This is a genomic window from Enterobacter sp. SENG-6, assembly GCF_001605945.1.
Lineage (GTDB): Bacteria > Pseudomonadota > Gammaproteobacteria > Enterobacterales > Enterobacteriaceae > Enterobacter > Enterobacter cloacae.
The window spans coordinates 69,739-89,339 of record NZ_LOMM01000014.1 but is presented as its reverse complement, the minus strand read 5'-3'; the positions used below and the strand labels follow the sequence as shown (position 1 = coordinate 89,339).

At 55.2% G+C, this 19,601-nt stretch carries 21 protein-coding genes; 13 read left to right on the top strand and 8 right to left on the bottom strand.

What is annotated here, in order from left to right:
- Positions 1-128 precede the first annotated feature (128 nt).
- Together AX755_RS09135 and acpH are read right to left on the bottom strand one after the other, a co-directional pair.
- Positions 129-731 (bottom strand): peroxiredoxin, encoded by a 603-nt coding sequence (locus AX755_RS09135; protein ID WP_013095829.1) that lies wholly within the window; start codon positions 729-731, stop codon positions 129-131.
- A gap of 127 nt (positions 732-858) precedes the next feature.
- Positions 859-1,440 carry an ACP phosphodiesterase gene (acpH, locus tag AX755_RS09130; protein WP_028028137.1) on the bottom strand — a complete coding sequence of 194 codons (582 nt, stop codon included), beginning with the start codon at positions 1,438-1,440 and terminating at the stop codon, positions 859-861.
- Between the two features lie 92 nt (positions 1,441-1,532).
- Here acpH and queA point away from each other — a divergent pair, with 92 nt between their 5' ends.
- The 7 genes from queA to AX755_RS09095 all read left to right on the top strand — a co-directional run bounded on the left by queA (position 1,533) and on the right by AX755_RS09095 (position 8,197).
- Positions 1,533-2,603 (top strand): tRNA preQ1(34) S-adenosylmethionine ribosyltransferase-isomerase QueA, encoded by a 1,071-nt coding sequence (queA, locus tag AX755_RS09125; RefSeq protein ID WP_029883413.1) that lies wholly within the window; start codon positions 1,533-1,535, stop codon positions 2,601-2,603.
- 55 nt (positions 2,604-2,658) lie between these two features.
- Complete coding sequence (tgt, locus tag AX755_RS09120; RefSeq protein ID WP_013095832.1) at positions 2,659-3,786, top strand: tRNA guanosine(34) transglycosylase Tgt; 1,128 nt, start codon at positions 2,659-2,661, stop codon at positions 3,784-3,786.
- A 22-nt stretch (positions 3,787-3,808) separates the two neighbouring features.
- On the top strand, positions 3,809-4,141 hold the full coding sequence (yajC, locus tag AX755_RS09115; RefSeq protein WP_000007630.1) for a preprotein translocase subunit YajC: 333 nt from the start codon (positions 3,809-3,811) through the stop codon (positions 4,139-4,141).
- Positions 4,142-4,168: 27 nt separating this feature from the next.
- Positions 4,169-6,016, top strand: a complete 1,848-nt coding sequence (gene secD / locus AX755_RS09110; RefSeq protein ID WP_071830016.1) for a protein translocase subunit SecD — start codon at positions 4,169-4,171, stop codon at positions 6,014-6,016.
- A gap of 10 nt (positions 6,017-6,026) precedes the next feature.
- Positions 6,027-6,998, top strand: a complete 972-nt coding sequence (secF, locus tag AX755_RS09105; RefSeq protein ID WP_013095834.1) for a protein translocase subunit SecF — start codon at positions 6,027-6,029, stop codon at positions 6,996-6,998.
- 138 nt (positions 6,999-7,136) lie between these two features.
- A complete protein-coding gene (locus AX755_RS09100) occupies positions 7,137-7,502 on the top strand; it encodes a VOC family protein (RefSeq protein WP_020686373.1) in 366 nt (121 codons plus the stop codon).
- Between the two features lie 14 nt (positions 7,503-7,516).
- Positions 7,517-8,197, top strand: coding sequence for a helix-turn-helix transcriptional regulator (locus tag AX755_RS09095; RefSeq protein WP_020686374.1), 681 nt, complete (start codon positions 7,517-7,519; stop codon positions 8,195-8,197).
- A gap of 78 nt (positions 8,198-8,275) precedes the next feature.
- Here AX755_RS09095 and AX755_RS09090 read toward each other — a convergent pair whose 3' ends face one another.
- Positions 8,276-9,154 carry a nucleoside-specific channel-forming protein Tsx gene (locus AX755_RS09090; RefSeq protein WP_058681199.1) on the bottom strand — a complete coding sequence of 293 codons (879 nt, stop codon included), beginning with the start codon at positions 9,152-9,154 and terminating at the stop codon, positions 8,276-8,278.
- Positions 9,155-9,426: 272 nt separating this feature from the next.
- Positions 9,427-9,966 (bottom strand): DUF3251 domain-containing protein, encoded by a 540-nt coding sequence (locus AX755_RS09085; protein WP_014830864.1) that lies wholly within the window; start codon positions 9,964-9,966, stop codon positions 9,427-9,429.
- A 152-nt stretch (positions 9,967-10,118) separates the two neighbouring features.
- On the opposite strand from AX755_RS09085, the gene nrdR reads away from it, so the two are divergent.
- The 5 genes from nrdR (at position 10,119) to thiL (ending at position 13,724) form a co-directional block, all read left to right on the top strand.
- On the top strand, positions 10,119-10,568 hold the full coding sequence (gene nrdR, locus AX755_RS09080; protein WP_008503337.1) for a transcriptional regulator NrdR: 450 nt from the start codon (positions 10,119-10,121) through the stop codon (positions 10,566-10,568).
- A gap of 4 nt (positions 10,569-10,572) precedes the next feature.
- Positions 10,573-11,676, top strand: a complete 1,104-nt coding sequence (gene ribD, locus AX755_RS09075; protein WP_028028139.1) for a bifunctional diaminohydroxyphosphoribosylaminopyrimidine deaminase/5-amino-6-(5-phosphoribosylamino)uracil reductase RibD — start codon at positions 10,573-10,575, stop codon at positions 11,674-11,676.
- Between the two features lie 87 nt (positions 11,677-11,763).
- Positions 11,764-12,234 carry a 6,7-dimethyl-8-ribityllumazine synthase gene (gene ribH / locus AX755_RS09070; protein WP_003859098.1) on the top strand — a complete coding sequence of 157 codons (471 nt, stop codon included), beginning with the start codon at positions 11,764-11,766 and terminating at the stop codon, positions 12,232-12,234.
- A gap of 21 nt (positions 12,235-12,255) precedes the next feature.
- Positions 12,256-12,675 (top strand): transcription antitermination factor NusB, encoded by a 420-nt coding sequence (nusB, locus tag AX755_RS09065; RefSeq protein WP_006809908.1) that lies wholly within the window; start codon positions 12,256-12,258, stop codon positions 12,673-12,675.
- Between the two features lie 77 nt (positions 12,676-12,752).
- Positions 12,753-13,724, top strand: a complete 972-nt coding sequence (gene thiL, locus AX755_RS09060; RefSeq protein WP_062856628.1) for a thiamine-phosphate kinase — start codon at positions 12,753-12,755, stop codon at positions 13,722-13,724.
- 74 nt (positions 13,725-13,798) lie between these two features.
- On the opposite strand, the gene AX755_RS09055 is transcribed toward thiL, so the two are convergent.
- The 4 genes from AX755_RS09055 to xseB all read right to left on the bottom strand — a co-directional run bounded on the left by AX755_RS09055 (position 13,799) and on the right by xseB (position 17,866).
- Entirely contained in the window at positions 13,799-14,773 is a 975-nt protein-coding gene (locus tag AX755_RS09055) for an aldo/keto reductase (protein WP_062856627.1), read from the bottom strand.
- Positions 14,774-14,836: 63 nt separating this feature from the next.
- Complete coding sequence (gene dxs / locus AX755_RS09050; protein WP_023622252.1) at positions 14,837-16,699, bottom strand: 1-deoxy-D-xylulose-5-phosphate synthase; 1,863 nt, start codon at positions 16,697-16,699, stop codon at positions 14,837-14,839.
- A gap of 24 nt (positions 16,700-16,723) precedes the next feature.
- Positions 16,724-17,623: a (2E,6E)-farnesyl diphosphate synthase gene (gene ispA / locus AX755_RS09045; RefSeq protein ID WP_014830869.1), complete on the bottom strand. Its 900-nt coding sequence runs from the start codon at positions 17,621-17,623 to the stop codon at positions 16,724-16,726.
- Positions 17,624-17,866, bottom strand: a complete 243-nt coding sequence (gene xseB / locus AX755_RS09040) for an exodeoxyribonuclease VII small subunit (protein ID WP_008503331.1) — start codon at positions 17,864-17,866, stop codon at positions 17,624-17,626. It lies immediately after the preceding gene.
- Between the two features lie 191 nt (positions 17,867-18,057).
- Here xseB and thiI point away from each other — a divergent pair, with 191 nt between their 5' ends.
- The gene (thiI, locus tag AX755_RS09035; RefSeq protein WP_020686381.1) at positions 18,058-19,506 is read left to right on the top strand and encodes a tRNA uracil 4-sulfurtransferase ThiI; all 1,449 of its coding nucleotides are present in this window, start codon (positions 18,058-18,060) and stop codon (positions 19,504-19,506) included.
- The last annotated feature ends 95 nt before the right edge of the window (positions 19,507-19,601 follow it).

Sequence of the window (19,601 nt, the reverse complement as noted above, 5' to 3'; positions counted from 1 at the left end):
CAAATCAAAAGGGGTTTTTATAACTGACTTAAAGCTGAAAGCTTTCCGGAACCCCCAGCCTAGCTGGGGGTTTTCAGTGCACAACAAAAAGGCCCGCATAAGCGGGCCTTTTTCGTAAACCGTGCCGATTACAGGCTGGATACGTTCTCGGACAGGTATTTCGCAACGCCGTCTGGGGACGCAGACATACCTTCTTTACCTTTTTCCCACTGAGCCGGACACACTTCACCGTGCTCTTCGTGGAACTGCAGCGCGTCAACCATACGCAGCATTTCGTCGATGTTACGACCCAGCGGCAGATCGTTCACAACCTGGTGACGCACAATGCCGTTCGCGTCGATCAGGAAGGAGCCACGCAGCGCAACGCCAGCGTCCGGATGTTCGATACCGTAAGCCTGCTGGATTTCGCGTTTGATGTCCGCAACCATTGCGTATTTCACCGCACCGATGCCGCCTTTGTCGACAGGGGTGTTACGCCATGCGTTGTGTACAAACTCAGAGTCGAAGGAGACGCCAACCACTTCTACGCCACGCTTCTGGAATTCTTCATAACGTTTGTCGAACGCGATCAGCTCAGACGGGCAAACGAAAGTGAAGTCCATTGGCCAGAAGAACAGAACGGTCGCTTTACCGTTGGTGTGCTGTTTGAAGTTGAAGTTTTCAACGATTTCACCGTTGCCCAGAACTGCTGCAGCTGTAAAATCCGGAGCCGGACGAGTTACCAGAACCATATGATTCTCCTGTAGATACTAAGGTTATTTGGAACGCAACGCGAGCCAGTATAGAGAGTGTTCCTGGATAAGACAAAGAGGTGGTGACAATCGTTCCGCCAGCTTTTACCTATCAATGCGAATTCTGTCAGAGCTGTTTGTTTTTCGCCTGCGTCATCATTCGCGGGTAAAACTGCCAGAAACGCGTTTCCAGCGCATCGTAATGTTCGTCCAGGTCATGCCATGAATCGCGTAGCGCATCCAGACGCGGTCGGCGACTCGCCATCCCATTTAACACATTCTGGATGAAGTCCATCTCGCGATAGCGCTCCAGCCAGCGTTCCGACCACAGGTAATTATTCAGATTCACAAAGCGCGGCGGCGAGTCGGGCAGGATGATCGACACCTGCTGGTGGGCATAACGCACAAAATCCGGCAATGGCATCTCCGGCGACAGCTGCGCCCAGTGGCGCGACAGGAAATGGTCCCACATGACATCAAGCGAGATTGGCGCAACGCGGCGCGTTTCGGGGCGAAACCACGCTTTGGCCTCGGTTACTTCTGGCAGATTATCCGTCATGACATCGATACGACGATGCATAAAAATCCCGTCGACAACCTCAGCGGGCCAGGTCTCGGCGGGGTTGCCGCGGACGAAATCGGCCAGCAAATTGCCGGAAAGGGAGCTGTCAGCGAGGTGAGCGAGGTGCAGGTGAGCGAGAAAATTCATGCGTTTTATTTGTCCGGGGGCGGCTAGTTGTTGCAGCAAAAGGGTGTGAGCACTAGACTATGCCGCCTGTTTTTAAGTCACGAGTATACGTCATGCGCGTCGCCGATTTCTCCTTTGAACTACCTGAATCCCTGATTGCTCACTATCCAATGCCTGAGCGCAGTAGCTGTCGCTTGCTGTCACTGGACGGGCCAACGGGCGAGCTGACGCACGGTACTTTCACCGATCTGCTCGACAAGCTCAACCCTGGCGATCTGCTGGTCTTTAACAATACCCGCGTGATCCCGGCGCGTCTGTTTGGCCGCAAGGCCAGCGGCGGCAAGATTGAAGTGCTGGTCGAACGTATGCTCGATGATAAACGTATTCTGGCACATATTCGCGCCTCTAAAGCACCTAAACCGGGTGCCGAACTGCTGCTGGGCGATGACGAGAGCATCAAGGCAACCATGACCGCGCGCCACGACGCGCTGTTTGAAGTGGAGTTCAACGATGAGCGCACGGTGCTGGATATTCTCAACGCCATCGGCCACATGCCTTTGCCGCCGTACATTGAGCGCCCGGATGAAGAGGCCGATCGTGAGCTCTACCAGACCGTCTACAGCCAGAAGCCTGGCGCGGTAGCGGCGCCGACGGCGGGTCTGCACTTTGACGAACCGCTGCTGGAAAAATTACGCGCAAAAGGCGTGGAGATGGCGTTTGTGACGCTGCACGTCGGCGCGGGCACCTTCCAGCCGGTGCGGGTAGACAGCATTGAAGATCACATCATGCACTCTGAGTATGCTGAAGTGCCGCAGGAGGTTGTTGATGCGGTTCTGGCGGCAAAAGCGCGCGGCAGCCGCGTTGTTGCGGTAGGCACCACCTCCGTACGTTCACTGGAGAGCGCTGCCCAGGCGGCTCAAAAAGATCTGATCGAGCCATTCTTTGGCGATACGCAGATCTTTATCTATCCGGGCTATCAGTACAAAGTCATCGATGCTCTGGTGACCAATTTCCATCTGCCTGAATCAACGCTGATTATGCTGGTCTCCGCCTTTGCGGGGTATCAGCACACCATGGCGGCATACAAGTCTGCGGTAGAACAAAAATATCGCTTTTTTAGCTACGGGGACGCGATGTTTATCACGTACAATCCGCTGGCTTTGAATGAGCGTGTCGGGGAATAAGTCCGCGGCACCGGAATAATGTGTTGGACTGTTTTTCTGGCACAGAGGAATAAAAATGAAATTTGAACTCGATACCACCGATGGCCGCGCGCGTCGCGGTCGCCTGGTGTTTGATCGCGGCGTGGTGGAAACCCCCGCGTTTATGCCTGTGGGGACTTACGGCACCGTAAAAGGGATGACGCCGGAAGAAGTAGAAGCCACTGGCGCCCAGATTATCCTCGGTAATACCTTCCACCTGTGGCTGCGTCCTGGTCAGGAGATCATGAAGCTTCACGGCGATCTGCATGACTTCATGCAGTGGAAAGGCCCGATCCTGACCGATTCTGGCGGTTTCCAGGTCTTCAGCCTGGGTGATATTCGCAAGATCACCGAGGAGGGCGTCCACTTCCGTAACCCGATCAACGGCGATCCGATTTTCCTCGATCCTGAAAAGTCTATGGAGATTCAGTACGATCTCGGCTCTGACATCGTGATGATCTTCGACGAATGTACGCCATACCCGGCGGACTGGGATTACGCTAAACGTTCCATGGAGATGTCGCTGCGCTGGGCGAAGCGTAGCCGCGACCGTTTTGACTCCCTGCAGAACAAAAATGCGCTGTTCGGCATTATCCAGGGCAGTGTTTACGAAGATTTACGCGATATCTCTGTTAAAGGTCTGGTAGAGATAGGTTTTGATGGCTACGCTGTCGGCGGTTTAGCTGTGGGTGAGCCGAAGGAAGACATGCACCGTATTCTGGAACATGTCTGCCCGCAAATCCCGGCGGATAAACCCCGTTACCTGATGGGTGTGGGTAAGCCAGAAGATCTGGTTGAAGGTGTGCGCCGCGGCATCGATATGTTCGACTGCGTCATGCCAACCCGTAACGCACGTAACGGTCATCTGTTTGTTACCGATGGCGTGGTGAAAATCCGTAACGCGAAGCATAAGAGTGACACCAGTCCGCTCGATGCCGAGTGTGATTGCTACACCTGTCGCAATTATTCTCGCGCGTATTTGCATCATCTCGATCGTTGCAATGAGATTTTGGGCGCGCGTCTCAATACCATTCATAACCTTCGCTATTATCAGCGCTTAATGGCTGGTTTACGCAAGGCTATCGAAGAGGGTAAATTAGAGAGCTTCGTGACCGATTTTTACCAACGTCAGGGTCGAACCGTTCCACCTTTGAACGTTGATTAATATTAATAATGAGGGAATTTGAATGAGCTTTTTTATTTCTGATGCGGTAGCGGCAACAGGTGCTCCAGCGCAGGGCAGCCCGATGTCTCTGATTCTGATGCTGGTTGTGTTCGGTCTGATCTTCTACTTCATGATCCTGCGCCCACAGCAGAAGCGTACCAAAGAGCACAAAAAGCTGATGGACTCCATCGCGAAAGGTGATGAAGTCCTGACTAACGGTGGCCTGGTCGGTCGCGTAACCAAAGTGGCTGAAAGTGGCTACATTGCTATCGCCCTGAACGACACCACTGAAGTGGTTATCAAACGTGACTTCGTAGCTGCCGTTCTGCCGAAAGGCACCATGAAGGCGCTGTAATCCCAACTTTTCCCAAAGGGAACTGCCGTGTTAAACCGTTATCCTTTGTGGAAGTACATCATGCTGGTCGTCGTGATTCTCGTCGGCCTGCTGTACGCGCTTCCCAACCTGTATGGTGAGGATCCGGCTGTTCAAATCACTGGCGCGCGCGGTGTCGCCGCCAGTGAGCAAACGCTGATCCAGGTCCAGAAAACGTTACAAGAAGAAAAAATTACCGCTAAGTCTGTGGCTCTGGAAGAGGGCGCAATTCTTGCTCGCTTCGACACCACCGACACGCAGCTCCGCGCTCGCGAAGCGCTGATGGGCGTGCTGGGTGATAAATACGTCGTGGCGCTTAACCTTGCTCCTGCTACCCCACGTTGGCTGGCTGCGCTGAGCGCAGAGCCAATGAAACTCGGTCTTGACCTCCGTGGCGGCGTGCACTTCCTGATGGAAGTGGATATGGATACCGCGCTGGGCAAACTGCAGGAACAGAATATCGATAGCCTGCGCAGCGATCTGCGTGAAAAAGGCATCGCGTATACCACCGTTCGTAAAGAAGATAACTACGGTATGAGCATCACGTTCCGCGACAGTGCGGCGCGCGATCAGGCTGTAGATTACCTGACCCAACGTCACCGTGACCTGGTGATCACCGCTCAGGGCAGCAACCAGCTGCGCGCGGTAATGACCGACGCCCGTCTGAAAGAAGCGCGTGAATATGCCGTTCAGCAGAACATCAACATTCTGCGCAACCGTGTAAACCAACTGGGCGTGGCTGAACCGCTGGTGCAGCGTCAGGGTGCTGACCGTATCGTTGTAGAACTGCCGGGTATTCAGGACACCGCGCGCGCGAAAGAGATTCTGGGCGCCACTGCAACGCTGGAATTCCGTCTGGTGAACACCAACGTTGACCAGTCTGCTGCCGCTTCTGGCCGTATTCCGGGTGACTCGGAAGTGAAAGAGACCCGCGAAGGTCAGCCCGTTGTGCTGTACAAACGCGTGATCCTGACCGGTGACCATATCACCGACTCCACCTCCAGCCAGGACGAGTACAACCAGCCGCAGGTTAACATCTCGCTGGACAGCGCGGGTGGTAACATCATGTCTAACTTCACCAAGGACAACATCGGTAAACCGATGGCGACCCTGTTCGTGGAGTACAAAGACAGCGGTAAGAAAGACGCTAATGGCCGTGCGGTGCTGGTGAAAGAGGAAGAGGTGATTAACATCGCCAATATCCAGTCTCGTCTGGGTAACAGCTTCCGTATTACCGGTATCAACAACCCGAACGAAGCGCGTCAGCTCTCTCTGCTGCTGCGTGCCGGTGCGCTGATTGCGCCAATTCAGATTGTTGAAGAACGTACCATTGGTCCAACTCTGGGTATGCAAAACATCCAGCAGGGGCTGGAAGCGTGTCTGGCCGGTCTGGCGGTCTCTATCCTCTTCATGATCTTCTTCTATAAGAAGTTTGGTCTGATTGCCACCTCCGCGCTGATCGCGAACCTGGTGCTGATCATCGGCATTATGTCCCTGCTGCCAGGGGCGACGCTGACCATGCCGGGGATTGCGGGTATCGTTCTGACCCTTGCGGTGGCGGTCGACGCCAACGTACTGATTAACGAACGTATCAAAGAAGAGTTGAGCAACGGTCGCTCTGTTCAGCAGGCGATTGATGAAGGCTATAAAGGCGCGTTCAGCTCCATCTTCGATGCGAACGTAACAACACTGATCAAGGTTCTTATCCTGTATGCAGTGGGGACTGGCGCAATCAAAGGCTTTGCGATTACCACCGGTATCGGTGTTGCAACGTCAATGTTTACTGCTATTGTCGGCACCCGTGCCATCGTGAACCTGCTATACGGCGGCAAGCGCGTCAAAAAGCTGTCTATCTGAGGAGTGCGTTGTGGCACAGGAATATACTGTTGAACAATTGAACCACGGCCGTAAAGTCTGGGACTTTATGCGCTGGGACTACTGGGCCTTCGGCATTTCAGGTTTACTGCTGATTCTGTCCATCGTCGTTATGGGCGTAAAAGGCTTTAACTGGGGTCTGGATTTCACCGGTGGTACGGTGATTGAAATCACCCTGGAAAAACCGGTCGATATGGACCAGATGCGTCAGTCACTGCAGAAAGCGGGCTTTGAAGAGCCGCTGCTGCAGAACTTCGGCAGCAGCCGCGACATCATGGTGCGTATGCCGCCGGTACACGATGCCAACGGCAGCCAGGAGCTGGGCAGCAAGGTTGTTAGCGTGATTAACGAAACAACCAGCCAGAACGCCACGGTTAAGCGTATTGAGTTCGTCGGCCCGAGCGTGGGTGCGGACCTGGCGCAAACCGGTGCGATGGCACTGCTGGTGGCGCTGATCTCCATCCTGGTGTACGTCGGTTTCCGCTTTGAGTGGCGACTGGCGGCGGGTGTGGTTATCGCACTGGCGCACGACGTGGTGATCACCATGGGCGTACTGTCTCTGTTCCATATTGAGATTGACCTGACAATTGTGGCATCCCTGATGTCCGTTATCGGTTACTCCCTGAACGACAGTATCGTGGTATCTGACCGTATTCGTGAAAACTTCCGTAAGATCCGTCGCGGTACGCCGTACGAAATCTTTAACGTGTCGTTGACCCAGACGCTGCACCGTACCTTGATCACATCCGGTACCACCTTGATGGTGATCCTGATGCTGTATCTCTTCGGTGGTCCGGTGCTGGAAGGCTTCTCGCTGACCATGCTGATCGGTGTGTCTATCGGTACTGCGTCGTCAATCTACGTGGCGTCCGCTCTGGCACTGAAACTTGGCATGAAGCGCGAGCACCTGCTCCAGCAGAAAGTCGAGAAAGAAGGGGCGGATCAGCCGTCTATTCTGCCGTAAGACGTTTATCGCGTTATCGAAATCCCGGTCTGTTGACCGGGATTTTTTTTATCTGCTCCTGACAAACACTCCTGACAGTATGCTGTCAGGAGCCCGTCGTAGACTCCTGTTGAACCCAAACAAGAGGCAGGAGGATGTATGAAAAGTGTGATTAACTGGTTTGAGATCCCGGTCGCGGATATGGATCGCGCCATCAAATTTTATGAGCCGGTGATGCAGGTTTCACTGAGGCGCGAGAAAATGGACAGCGCCGAGCTGGCGGTATTCCCGCATGAGGATCCGGCCACCGGCGGCGCGCTGGCAAAATTTGAGGGGATTATTCCCTCGGTGCAGGGGGCCATTATCTACCTGCATACTGACAATCTGACAGCAACGCTCGATCGCATTGCCTCTGCGGGCGGCGAGTGCGTGTTTGGCCCGCTGGAGTTACCGCGCGGTATTGGTACTATTGCTTTATTTACCGACAGCGAAGGTAATCGCGTCGGCCTTCATCAACCTGCCTGAGAGCGTATGCAAAAATGACCCGACGCGCTGACCGTTTGTTTCAGATAGTACAGATCCTGCGGGGCCGACGTCTGACAACGGCAGCGCATCTTGCGGACCGGCTGGGCGTTTCTGAGCGCACGGTGTACCGCGATATCCGCGACCTGTCGCTTTCCGGCGTGCCGGTGGAGGGCGAAGCGGGGAGCGGTTACCGGCTGATGTCGGGGTTTGACCTGCCGCCGCTGATGCTGACAAACAAGGAGTCTGAGGCGCTGATTGTGGCTATTCGCCTGCTTACCACCTGGGGCGGGGAGTCGCTGTCGCGCGAACTGGAGTCGGCACAGGAGAAAGTGCTCGCGATCCTGCCCGAAGAGAGCCGCCGAAAGGCAGAGCAGACGCGGATCTACGCCCCGGATTTTGGCATGAAAAGCCACTCCCGCAGTGATTTTGATGTCATTCACCAGGCGATATCGGCCCAGCGCGTGCTTGTGCTGCATTATCGTGACGAAGCGGGGCAATTTTCAACGCGTGAGGTTCAGCCGCTGGGGCTGTTTTTCTGGGGAGAACGCTGGCTACTGGCGTCATGGTGTGAACTGCGCGATGACTATCGCTGTTTCCGTCTCGACAGATGCCTCAAAATTGTCCTTACGGAAAGACGCTTTAGTGAGAGTGCAGACCGATCCCTGGCGGATTTTTTGCGCAAGGTGAAGCAGTAACAAGCCACGGGGAGAGGCAGCCCGCACAGGTTTTGTAGGCCGGGTAAGCGTCAGCGCCACCCGGCAACAATCACACGATTAGAAGTTGTAACCCACTACCAGGTAACCACCCCAACCGGTAGAACGGACGTGTTCGTTCATCCATACCAGTTTAGCGTCGTCGTTCCACTGGCCGCCGTTGTGCCAGTAACGCGCAACAACAGAGTAATGCCAGTGATCGTAGTTCAGCGCCAGAATGTGGCTGGAAGCGATGGAATCGTTGGTACGCTGCTTAATACCGTTCTCAGCGTAACCGCTCTTATCACCCAGATCTGAACCCCAGTCAAAGTTGGTGAAGCCGATATAGCTCAGGTTGCCGCCCCACAGTTGGGTGATTGGCACAAAGTATTTCACTTTGAAACGGTAGCCATCCCATTCGTTCTCGTTTTCAGCGCCGTAGTTCTGCCACTGGTATTTAGCGTACACGTTCAGAGACAGGCTCATTGGCAGGCCCGTGTCGATGTCGGTACCCAGACCCATATACCAGGTGCTCTGGCGACCGGACTTGTTACGGCCCATGTCGTAGATATAGTTGTTCGCGAAATACCACTCTTTGAACGGACCAAACGCCAGGCTGGTACCAGTCAGTTTATCAATAGAGAAGCGCGGTTCGATCTCCATGAACAGTGGGGAACCGTGGTTCCAGATACCTTTTGCGTCGGTGTTACCACCGAAGAAGACCGGTGCATCCATATAGCCGTAGAAATCAAACCAGTCTTTCTTGGCGAACGCTTCGTACTCCAGGTAGGTATCGTTACGGATCTGAGGTCCGAAACGGGTGTGGTAGCTGCCGACCACGTTAACGCTCTGGTGCCACCAGTCGGAGAGGTATTGTGGTTTATCGTTTTCCGCTGCGTTAACAGTGAAAGAGGAGGACAATGCCAGCACGGCGCCGGCTGCGAGTAATGTTTTTTTCATAATCATGCCACTGATTGAAATTCCCTTCCGGGAGTGAAAAATGCGCGAATTGCGTTTCTAAATATTTCGTGTTTCTGCGGAGCCTATTATAGGAATCCTTGCTCACAAAAATATGTGTTGTTTCACATATCTCTCACGCGCGTAATCGATTGCGTTCACGTTTGCGTACTTTAAACGGCCGGGATTGTAGCGGCAATCATTTATGTTGCCAATCCATACGAAATGTAAATGTTAGCGGAGTGACATTTCACTCCGCTCAAAAGGAGGGGGTATTACTGTGCGGCGGGTTGGATGTCGTGAATGCGGATAAAGCCTAACTGATCGGGCGTAAGGCCGCTTAACTGCAGCGGAATATCCACATCACTCGGCGCTAAAACACTGGCCGGGGCGGTGAAGAGCTGATTCTTCACGTTCACCTCCTGGTAATTCTCGGTGGTGCCCTGGATCTGGCCCCACTCGACGGTGCCGCTAAAGGCTGGCAGCGGATCGTTGGACTCACCCTGAATGCGTAATGTTGCGCGAGTACCATCCGCATTTGCCGCCACATTCACCAGCGACATTTTTAACGTGCCAACCTGGCTGTTGAGACGGGCAGGGGTGTTGGCCCCCGGCAGCAAATACACTCCGCTGGTGGATTTTGCATTCAGCGCGTTTTGCTGGGTGATCTTCACGGTCTCTTTGTTCAGTTTGTCCATTGCCGTATTGAGCGTATTCACGCTCTGTTTCATCTGGCGGACTTCGGTTTGCTGTGCACAGGCACTAAGGGTGAAGAGGCTCCCCACCAGCAGAATTTTCAGGTAACGTCTTGTCATTGCGTTTAATTCCTTGAAATAACGGATCACCGTAATGGTAGCCAGCATCATCCCGACAGACATAGATCCTTTGTCTCAAAAAGCTCTTCCTTTGTTGTCAGGCCAGTTCAGGGTAAAATGAAAGTCAGTTAACCAGATAACAGGGATACCGTATGCATTGCCCATTCTGCTCCGCTGTGGATACCAAAGTCATCGATTCTCGTCTTGTGGGCGAAGGGTCTTCCGTACGCCGCCGTCGGCAGTGTCTGGTATGTAACGAGCGTTTCACGACCTTTGAGGTGGCAGAGCTGGTCATGCCGCGCGTGGTAAAAAGTAACGACGTGCGCGAGCCGTTTAACGAAGAGAAGCTGCGCAGCGGAATGCTTAAGGCGCTGGAGAAACGCCCCGTCAGCGCGGATGACGTCGAAATGGCGTTAAACCACATTAAATCTTACCTTCGTGGTCTGGGTGAACGTGAAGTGCCCAGCAAGATGATCGGCAATCTGGTGATGGAGCAGTTGAAAAAGCTCGATAAGGTTGCCTATATCCGCTTCGCCTCTGTCTACCGCAGTTTCGAAGATATCAAAGAGTTTGGCGAAGAGATCGCCCGCTTACAGGATTGAGTCCATGCAGGATGAGATGTACATGGCGCGCGCCATGAAGCTGGCGCAGCGCGGTCGATTTACCACCCATCCCAACCCCAACGTCGGGTGCGTCATTGTTAAAGATGGCGAGATCGTGGGCGAAGGTTTCCACTACCGCGCGGGCGAGCCCCATGCTGAGGTGCATGCCCTGCGTATGGCGGGTGAAAAAGCGCGTGGGGCTACGGCCTACGTGACGCTTGAGCCGTGCAGCCATCACGGGCGCACACCGCCATGCTGTGAAGCGCTGATCGCGGCGGGAGTGTCACGCGTTGTCGCTGCGATGCAGGATCCTAATCCCCAGGTGGCCGGACGTGGTCTGTACCGTCTGCAGCAGGAAGGGATCGATGTTAGCCACGGCCTGATGATGCAGGACGCGGAAGCGATTAACAAAGGCTTCCTGAAGCGTATGCGTACCGGGTTCCCGTATATTCAGCTCAAGCTGGGCGCCTCACTGGATGGCCGTACGGCGATGGCGAACGGCGAAAGTCAGTGGATCACCTCGCCGCAGGCAAGGCGCGATGTGCAACGTCTGCGTGCGCAAAGCCATGCTATCCTCACCAGCAGTGAAACGGTTCTCGCGGACGATCCGGCCATGACCGTGCGCTGGAACGAACTGAATGCCGATACCCAGGCGCTGTATCCGCAGGAAAACCTGCGTCAGCCGCTGCGTATTGTCATTGATAGCCAGAACCGCGTCACGCCTGAACACCGCATTGTGCAGCAGCCCGGTGAAACCTGGATTGCCCGCACAAAAGAAGATTCACGCGACTGGCCGGAAAGCGTGCGCAGCATTATGGTGCCGGAGCACAACGGTCATCTGGATCTTGTGGTGCTGATGATGCTGCTGGGTAAGCAGCAGGTGAACAGCATCTGGGTGGAAGCCGGCCCGACGCTGGCAGGCGCACTGCTCCAGGCAGGTCTGGTCGATGAACTGATTGTGTACGTTGCGCCTAAACTGCTGGGTAGCGACGCGCGTGGCCTGTTTGTGCTGCCCGGCCTTGAAAAACTGGCCGATGCACCACAACTCAAATTTAGCGAGATTCGTCCGGTGGGTCCGGATGTTTGCCTCCATTTAACGACAGCGTAATTGCTCCTGAAATAGGGAAGCAGTGCGCAAAGTATTATGATAAAATCCGCCCCCCTGCGGGGCCAAATGAACCCGTAAAGGAAGAGTATGAACATTATTGAAGCTGCTGTAGCTACCCCGGACGCTCGCGTCGCCATCACCATTGCGCGTTTCAACAACTTCATCAACGATAGCCTGCTGGAAGGTGCGGTTGACGCCCTGAAACGTATCGGCCAGGTTAAAGATGACAACATTACCGTTGTGTGGGTTCCAGGTGCTTACGAACTGCCACTGGCAGCGGGTGCGCTGGCGAAAACCGGTAAATACGACGCGGTGATTGCGCTGGGTACCGTTATTCGTGGCGGCACTGCGCACTTCGAATACGTTGCGGGCGGTGCAAGCAATGGTCTGGCGCACGTTGCACAGGACGCTGAAATTCCTGTCGCGTTCGGCGTGCTGACCACCGAAAGTATTGAACAAGCCATCGAACGTGCTGGCACTAAAGCCGGTAACAAAGGTGCAGAAGCTGCACTGACCGCGCTTGAAATGATCAATGTATTGAAAGCCATCAAGGCCTGATTTTTTTGTAAGGGGAATTCCGTGAAACCTGCTGCTCGTCGCCGCGCCCGTGAATGTGCCGTTCAGGCACTTTACTCCTGGCAGTTGTCCCAGAACGACATCGCTGATGTTGAATACCAGTTCCTGTCAGAACAGGACGTGAAAGATGTTGACGTTCTGTACTTCCGTGAACTGCTGTCGGGAGTGGCGACTAATAGCGCGTATCTCGATGGTCTGATGAAACCCTACCTCTCCCGTCTGCTCGAAGAGCTGGGTCAGGTAGAAAAAGCAGTGCTGCGCATTGCGCTGTTTGAGCTGTCTAAACGTGATGATGTGCCGTACAAAGTGGCCATCAACGAAGCGATCGAACTGGCGAAAACCTTCGGCGCTGAAGACAGCCACAAGTTTGTAAACGGCGTTCTTGATAAAGCAGCACCTGCGATCCGTCCCCACAAAAAGTGATCCGCAAACCGGAGCTCTGCATTGCCTGACGGGCAGTGCGGCTCCGGTTTTTTCTTTTATTTGCTGAGGCATAACGTATGGCATGCGGCGAATTCTCCCTGATTGCCCGTTATTTCGACCGTGTCAGAACCTCTCGTCTTGATGTTGAAACCGGCATTGGCGATGACTGTGCACTTCTCAATATTCCCGAAAAACAGACGCTGGCAATCAGCACCGACACCTTAGTGTGCGGGCGCCATTTCTTACCTGATATCGATCCTGCCGATCTGGCGTATAAAGCGCTGGCGGTCAACGTGAGCGATCTGGCTGCGATGGGGGCCGATCCGGCGTGGTTAACGCTGGCCCTGACGCTGCCAGAGGTCGATGAACCCTGGCTTGAAGCCTTCAGTGACGCTCTGTTTGAGCAGCTTAACTACTACGACATGCAGTTGATTGGCGGCGATACCACGGCGGGGCCGCTATCGATGACGCTCGCGATCCACGGTTATGTGCCGGCTGGGCGCGCGCTGAAACGCTCCGGGGCGAAACCTGGCGACTGGATCTACGTCACCGGTACGCCGGGCGACAGCGCAGCGGGACTGGCGATCCTCCAGGATCGCTTAACCGTGAATGACACTGACGACGCGGCGTATCTGGTCAAACGCCATCTGCGGCCAACGCCGCGTATTCTTCACGGCCAGGCGCTACGCGAACGGGCAAGCTCAGCTATCGATCTCTCGGACGGGTTAATCTCAGACCTCGGTCATATTCTGAAGGCCAGCGGTGTCGGCGCGCGCGTTGACCTGGATCTGTTCCCGCTATCAGAGCAGCTGCTTCGACACGTCGAGCCTGAACTGGCGCTGCGCTGGGCGCTCTCCGGTGGAGAAGATTATGAGCTGTGCTTTACCGTGCCTGAGCTCAACCGTGGGACGCTGGACGTGGCGTTAGCGCATCTCGGCGCGAAATTTACCTGTATCGGCCAGATCATGCCGGAGAGTGAAGGGCTGAAGTTTGTGAAAGATGGTGCGCCCGTTACGCTGGACTGGAAAGGGTACGATCACTTCGGGTGATGTTGTGCGATCTGTACTGCCGGGTGGCGGCTTCGCCTTACCCGGCTTACGTATTTGAGGGTTAGGGAGAGGGATTACTTAAACCCTACCACCGGATGCTGCTGATACGGTGTCTCCAGCTCGGCAACTTGCTCCGGCGTCAGCGTGATATCCACCGCATTCAGCAGTTCATCAAGCTGCTCTTCCCGCGAAGTGCCAATAATCGGTGCCGCGACGCCGCGTTTACCCAGCAGCCATGCCAGCGCGACCTGGGCGCGGGTTGCTCCGGTATCGTCGGCGATCCCGGCTAACCGTTCGGCAATTAACGCATCGCTGGCTTCTGTACTGGAATAAAGATTTTTTCCTACTTCATCCGATACCAGGCGGGCCGTGGTTTCCCCCCACGGACGGGTCAGGCGACCACGTGCCAGCGGGCTCCACGGGATCACTGCCACGCCTTCCTGATAGCAGAGCGGTAGCATCTCGCGTTCTTCTTCGCGATAGATCAGGTTGTAGTGATCCTGCATGGTGACGAAGCGCGCCCAGCCATGTTGCGCCTGCAGAGCCAGCGCCTGGGCGAACTGCGACGCGTGCATAGACGATGCGCCGATGTAGCGCGCTTTACCGGCTTTCACCACATCGTTGAGCGCTTCAAGCGTCTCTTCAATGGGCGTGTTGTAATCCCAGCGGTGAATTTGCAGCAGGTCGACATAGTCCATGTTCAGGCGTCGAAGGCTGTCATCAATGGAACGCAGGATCTGGGCGCGAGAGAGCCCCTCAGCCAGATCGCCCACCGGGTAATAGACCTTGGTGGCGACGATGATTTCATCACGACGCGCAAAATCGCGCAGGGCACGGCCGACGATCTCTTCACTGCTGCCGTCGGAGTAGCTGTTGGCGGTGTCAAAGAAGTTAATGCCACCTTCAATGGCGCGTTTGATGATAGGGCGGCTGCTCTCTTCCGGCAGCGTCCAGGCGTGATTACCCCGGTCAGGCTCGCCAAAGGTCATACAGCCCAGGCAAAGTCGGGAAACGTTAAGATCCGTTTTTCCTAATGTCGTGTATTGCATGGTTCCACTCCTGCTTTTTTAAACAATACGTTTAAGCATAGCAGGAGCGGAAAAGGGGAAGGATCAGGCAAGCCAGCTACGAATTTTGGCTTCAATACCTGCGGCGTCCAGGCCAATTGCCGCGCGGGCTTCGTCCTGAGTACCTTGCGGAATGAAGTGATCCGGCAGACCAAGGTTCAGTACCGGAACGGCTTTACGGTTCGCCATCAGCACCTCGTTCACGCCGCTACCTGCGCCGCCCATGATGGCGTTTTCTTCCAGCGTCACCAGCACCTCATGGGTTTCTGCCATTTCCAGGATCAGGGATTCATCGAGCGGTTTCACGAAGCGCATATCCACCAGAGTGGCATTCAGCGCTTCAGCGACCTTAGCGGCCTCTGGCATCAGGGTACCAAAGTTCAGAATTGCCACTTTCTCACCGCGACGTTTCACCAGACCTTTACCTATCGCCAGTTTTTCCAGCGGCTGCAGCTCAACGCCTACCGCGTTACCGCGTGGATAGCGAACCGCGCTTGGACCATCCTGGTAGTGATAGCCGGTATACAGCATCTGACGACATTCGTTTTCGTCACTTGGCGTCATGATAACCATGTCCGGGATGCAGCGCAGGAACGAAAGATCGAATGCACCCTGGTGCGTCTGGCCGTCAGCACCCACGATGCCTGCGCGGTCGATAGCAAACAGCACCGGCAGCTTCTGGATGGCAACGTCATGGATCACCTGATCGTAGGCGCGTTGCAGGAAGGTGGAGTAGATCGCCACCACCGGTTTGTATCCACCAATCGCCAGACCCGCCGCGAAGGTGACTGCGTGCTGCTCGGCAATCGCCACGTCAAAATACTGGTCAGGGTATTTTTTGGAGAACTCGACCATGCCGGAACCTTCACGCATGGCCGGGGTGATGGCCATCAGCTTGTTGTCTTTCGCCGCGGTTTCACATAACCAGTCGCCGAAGATTTTGGAGTAGCTCGGCATACCGCCGCTGCTTTTTGGCAGACAACCGCTGGTCGGATCGAATTTAGGTACCGCGTGGAAAGTGATCGGATCTTTTTCCGCCGGTTCGTAACCACGGCCTTTTTTCGTCATGATATGCAGGAACTGCGGGCCTTTCAGGTCGCGCATGTTCTTGAGCGTGGTGACCAGCCCCAGCACGTCGTGCCCATCAACCGGGCCAATATAGTTAAAGCCCAGCTCTTCAAAGAGTGTGCCCGGCACGACCATGCCTTTGATGTGTTCTTCGGTGCGCTTGAGCAGCTCTTTGATTGGCGGTACGCCAGAGAAGACTTTCTTGCCGCCTTCGCGCAGCGTGGAGTAAAGCTTGCCGGAGAGCAGCTGTGCCAGATGGTTGTTCAGCGCGCCGACGTTCTCGGAAATCGACATTTCGTTATCGTTCAGGATAACCAGCATGTCCGGCTTGATATCGCCCGCGTGGTTCATGGCCTCAAAGGCCATCCCGGCGGTGATGGCGCCGTCGCCGATCACGCAGACGGTGCGGCGCTGCTTGTTCTCTTTTTCGGCGGCCACGGCAATACCGATACCCGCAGAGATGGAGGTGGAGGAGTGGCCGACGCTTAAAACATCGTACTCACTCTCACCGCGCCACGGGAACGGATGCAGGCCGCCTTTCTGGCGGATCGTGCCAATTTGATCGCGACGACCCGTCAGAATTTTATGTGGATAGGCCTGATGGCCCACGTCCCAGATGAGCTGATCGAACGGGGTGTTGTAGACGTAGTGCAGCGCAACGGTCAGCTCGACCGTGCCAAGCCCGGAGGCGAAATGTCCGCTGGAGCGGCTTACGCTGTCGAGCAGATAGCGACGCAGCTCGTCGCACAGCTTCGGCAGGTTCTCTTTCGGCAACAGACGCAACTCCTGGGTGGAGTCAACTAACGCCAGTGTCGGGTATTTGGCAATATCAAAACTCATCAAAGGCTCATCGAGATAGTGTGTTTATTTATCACGCTGGATTATATAGTCCGCTAGCGCTTCCAGTGCCGAGGTATCGAGAGACTGCGCGGCCAGTTCATTCAGCGACTGGCGGGCTTCCTCTATCAGATCCCGGGCTTTACGCTGGGCTTGCTCAAGACCCAGCAGGGCGGGGTAGGTACTTTTGCCAAGCTGCTGATCCGCACCCTGACGTTTACCCAATGTTGCAGTATCGCCCACCACATCCAGAATGTCATCCTGAACCTGGAACGCCAGACCGATACTTTCTGCGTATCTGTCCAGAATCGGCAGGGCTTTGCGCCCCTGTTCACCCGCGCTCAGTGCGCCCAGGCGTACGGCGGCACGGATGAGTGCGCCCGTTTTATGCCGGTGAATACGCTCCAGCTGTTCCAGATTAACCTGACGTCCTTCTGCCTCCAGATCCAGCGCTTGCCCGCCGCACATGCCGGCAACGCCGCTGGCCATCGCCAGCTCGGAAACCATTGCCAGACGGTCGCGATCGCTGACTTCTGCCATCGGCGCATCGCTCAGAATAGAGAATGCCAGCGTTTGCAGAGCATCCCCCGCCAGGATGGCATTCGCTTCGCCAAACTTAATATGGCAGGTTGGCTGACCGCGACGCAGATCGTCATCATCCATCGCCGGTAAATCATCGTGGATCAGCGAGTAGGCATGGATGCACTCAACGGCGGCAGCCGGGGCGTCCAGCGTAGTATCGCTGATACCAAACATATTGCCTGTGGCGTAGACGAGGAACGGGCGCAGGCGCTTTCCACCCAAGAGTGCGCCATAGTGCATGGCCTCAACCAGTGGAGTGTTCTGAAAAGGTTGTGGCGCAATAAAACGGCGCAGGGCGTCGTTGGCGCGTATGACTCGCGCCTGAAGCTCGTTAGCAAAATCCATTTACTCGGCGTCCGGTGTGAAAGGCGTTGTCTTAGCATCTTCGCTATCGGAAAGCAGGATCTGCACACGCTGCTCGGCCTGCTGCAGTTTAACCTGCCCCTGGCGCGCCAGCTGCACGCCACGCTCGAATTCATTGAGCGCCTCTTCCAGCGGTAAATCACCGCTCTCAAGGCGGGTGACGATCTGCTCCAGTTCACTCAGCGCAGTTTCAAAACTGGCCGGTGCGTCGTTCTTCTTCGGCATAGTGAATTGACTCTTATATTCTCAGCCCCGACATGGTAACGGACTCGGGGCAATTATCAAATAACGCGCAATGTGCACAGGAACGGCGCGATGGTGGTATACTTGCGCGCCTGGATGCAGCCACGGGTGTGGGCTGTAATATTATTTTCCATTACAAGCCTTAATACGCTTGCCTAAGAAACATTGCCGCCATGAAGTTTATCATTAAATTGTTCCCTGAAATCACCATCAAAAGCCAATCTGTGCGTTTGCGCTTTATTAAAATTCTCACCGGGAACATTCGTAACGTTTTAAAACACTACGACGAAACCCTCGCCGTGGTGCGCCACTGGGATCACGTTGAAGTTCGCGCGAAAGATGAAAACAAACGTCAGGACATTCGCGACGCGCTGACCCGTATTCCGGGTATTCACCATATTCTGGAAGTGGAAGATGTTCCGTTCACTTCACTGCATGACATCTTCGAAAAAGCGCTGGTGCAGTATCGCGACCAGATCGAAGGCAAAACCTTCTGCGTGCGCGTGAAGCGTCGCGGCAAGCACGAATTCAGCTCTATCGAGGTGGAACGTTACGTTGGCGGCGGTCTGAACCAGCATGTTGAAACGGCGCGCGTGCGTCTGACCAACCCGGATGTCACCGTGAACCTGGAGATCGAAAACGATCGCCTGCTGCTGGTGAAAGGGCGTTACGAAGGTATCGGCGGCTTCCCAATCGGTACTCAGGAAGATGTGCTGTCCCTGATTTCCGGTGGTTTCGACTCTGGCGTCTCCAGCTACATGCTGATGCGTCGCGGCTGCCGTGTGCATTACTGCTTCTTTAATCTGGGCGGCGCGGCGCATGAAATCGGCGTGCGTCAGGTGGCACACTATCTGTGGAATCGCTTTGGCAGCTCGCACCGCGTGCGCTTTGTGGCGATCAACTTCGAGCCAGTGGTTGGCGAAATCCTGGAGAAAGTGGACGACGGTCAGATGGGCGTGGTCCTCAAGCGTATGATGGTGCGTGCGGCCTCTAAAGTAGCGGAACGCTACGGTGTGCAGGCGCTGGTCACCGGTGAAGCGCTGGGTCAGGTTTCCAGCCAGACGCTGACCAACCTGCGTCTCATCGACAATGTTTCTGATACCCTGATCCTGCGTCCGCTGATCTCTCACGACAAAGAGCACATCATCGATCTGGCCCGCGAAATCGGCACTGAAGATTTTGCCCGTACCATGCCAGAGTACTGCGGCGTGATTTCGAAGAGCCCGACGGTTAAAGCGGTAAAAGCGAAGATCGAAGCGGAAGAAGAGAACTTCGATTTCAGCATTCTGGATAAAGTGGTGGAAGAAGCCTCCAACATCGACATCCGTGAAATTGCCCAGCAGACCGAGCAGGAAGTGGTTGAAGTTGAAACCGTGAGCGGGTTCGGTGCCAACGACGCGATTCTGGATATCCGCTCCGTTGATGAGCAGGACGACAAGCCGCTACAGGTGGAAGGGGTGGAAGTGGTTTCTCTGCCGTTCTATAAGCTGAGCACCAAATTTGGTGACCTCGACCAGAGCAAAACATACCTGCTGTGGTGTGAGCGTGGGGTGATGAGTCGCCTGCAGGCGCTGTACCTGCGTGAGCAGGGCTTTGCGAATGTGAAGGTGTATCGCCCGTAGTTTTTTGCGGGTGTGTGTGTGGCTTGATGCCCTCACCCCGACCCTCTCCCAAGGGGAGAGGGCGCAAACATTAAAAACGGCAACCTGAGGTTGCC

Coding starts and splice junctions, on each gene's coding strand:
- AX755_RS09135 (WP_013095829.1), bottom strand. CDS start 731: ATGGTTCTGGTAACTCGTCCGGCTCCGGATTTTACAGCTGCAGCAGTT.
- acpH (WP_028028137.1), bottom strand. CDS start 1,440: ATGAATTTTCTCGCTCACCTGCACCTCGCTCACCTCGCTGACAGCTCC.
- queA (WP_029883413.1), top strand. CDS start 1,533: ATGCGCGTCGCCGATTTCTCCTTTGAACTACCTGAATCCCTGATTGCT.
- tgt (WP_013095832.1), top strand. CDS start 2,659: ATGAAATTTGAACTCGATACCACCGATGGCCGCGCGCGTCGCGGTCGC.
- yajC (WP_000007630.1), top strand. CDS start 3,809: ATGAGCTTTTTTATTTCTGATGCGGTAGCGGCAACAGGTGCTCCAGCG.
- AX755_RS09100 (WP_020686373.1), top strand. CDS start 7,137: ATGAAAAGTGTGATTAACTGGTTTGAGATCCCGGTCGCGGATATGGAT.
- AX755_RS09095 (WP_020686374.1), top strand. CDS start 7,517: ATGACCCGACGCGCTGACCGTTTGTTTCAGATAGTACAGATCCTGCGG.
- AX755_RS09090 (WP_058681199.1), bottom strand. CDS start 9,154: ATGAAAAAAACATTACTCGCAGCCGGCGCCGTGCTGGCATTGTCCTCC.
- AX755_RS09085 (WP_014830864.1), bottom strand. CDS start 9,966: ATGACAAGACGTTACCTGAAAATTCTGCTGGTGGGGAGCCTCTTCACC.
- nrdR (WP_008503337.1), top strand. CDS start 10,119: ATGCATTGCCCATTCTGCTCCGCTGTGGATACCAAAGTCATCGATTCT.
- ribD (WP_028028139.1), top strand. CDS start 10,573: ATGCAGGATGAGATGTACATGGCGCGCGCCATGAAGCTGGCGCAGCGC.
- ribH (WP_003859098.1), top strand. CDS start 11,764: ATGAACATTATTGAAGCTGCTGTAGCTACCCCGGACGCTCGCGTCGCC.
- thiL (WP_062856628.1), top strand. CDS start 12,753: ATGGCATGCGGCGAATTCTCCCTGATTGCCCGTTATTTCGACCGTGTC.
- AX755_RS09055 (WP_062856627.1), bottom strand. CDS start 14,773: ATGCAATACACGACATTAGGAAAAACGGATCTTAACGTTTCCCGACTT.
- dxs (WP_023622252.1), bottom strand. CDS start 16,699: ATGAGTTTTGATATTGCCAAATACCCGACACTGGCGTTAGTTGACTCC.
- ispA (WP_014830869.1), bottom strand. CDS start 17,623: ATGGATTTTGCTAACGAGCTTCAGGCGCGAGTCATACGCGCCAACGAC.
- xseB (WP_008503331.1), bottom strand. CDS start 17,866: ATGCCGAAGAAGAACGACGCACCGGCCAGTTTTGAAACTGCGCTGAGT.
- thiI (WP_020686381.1), top strand. CDS start 18,058: ATGAAGTTTATCATTAAATTGTTCCCTGAAATCACCATCAAAAGCCAA.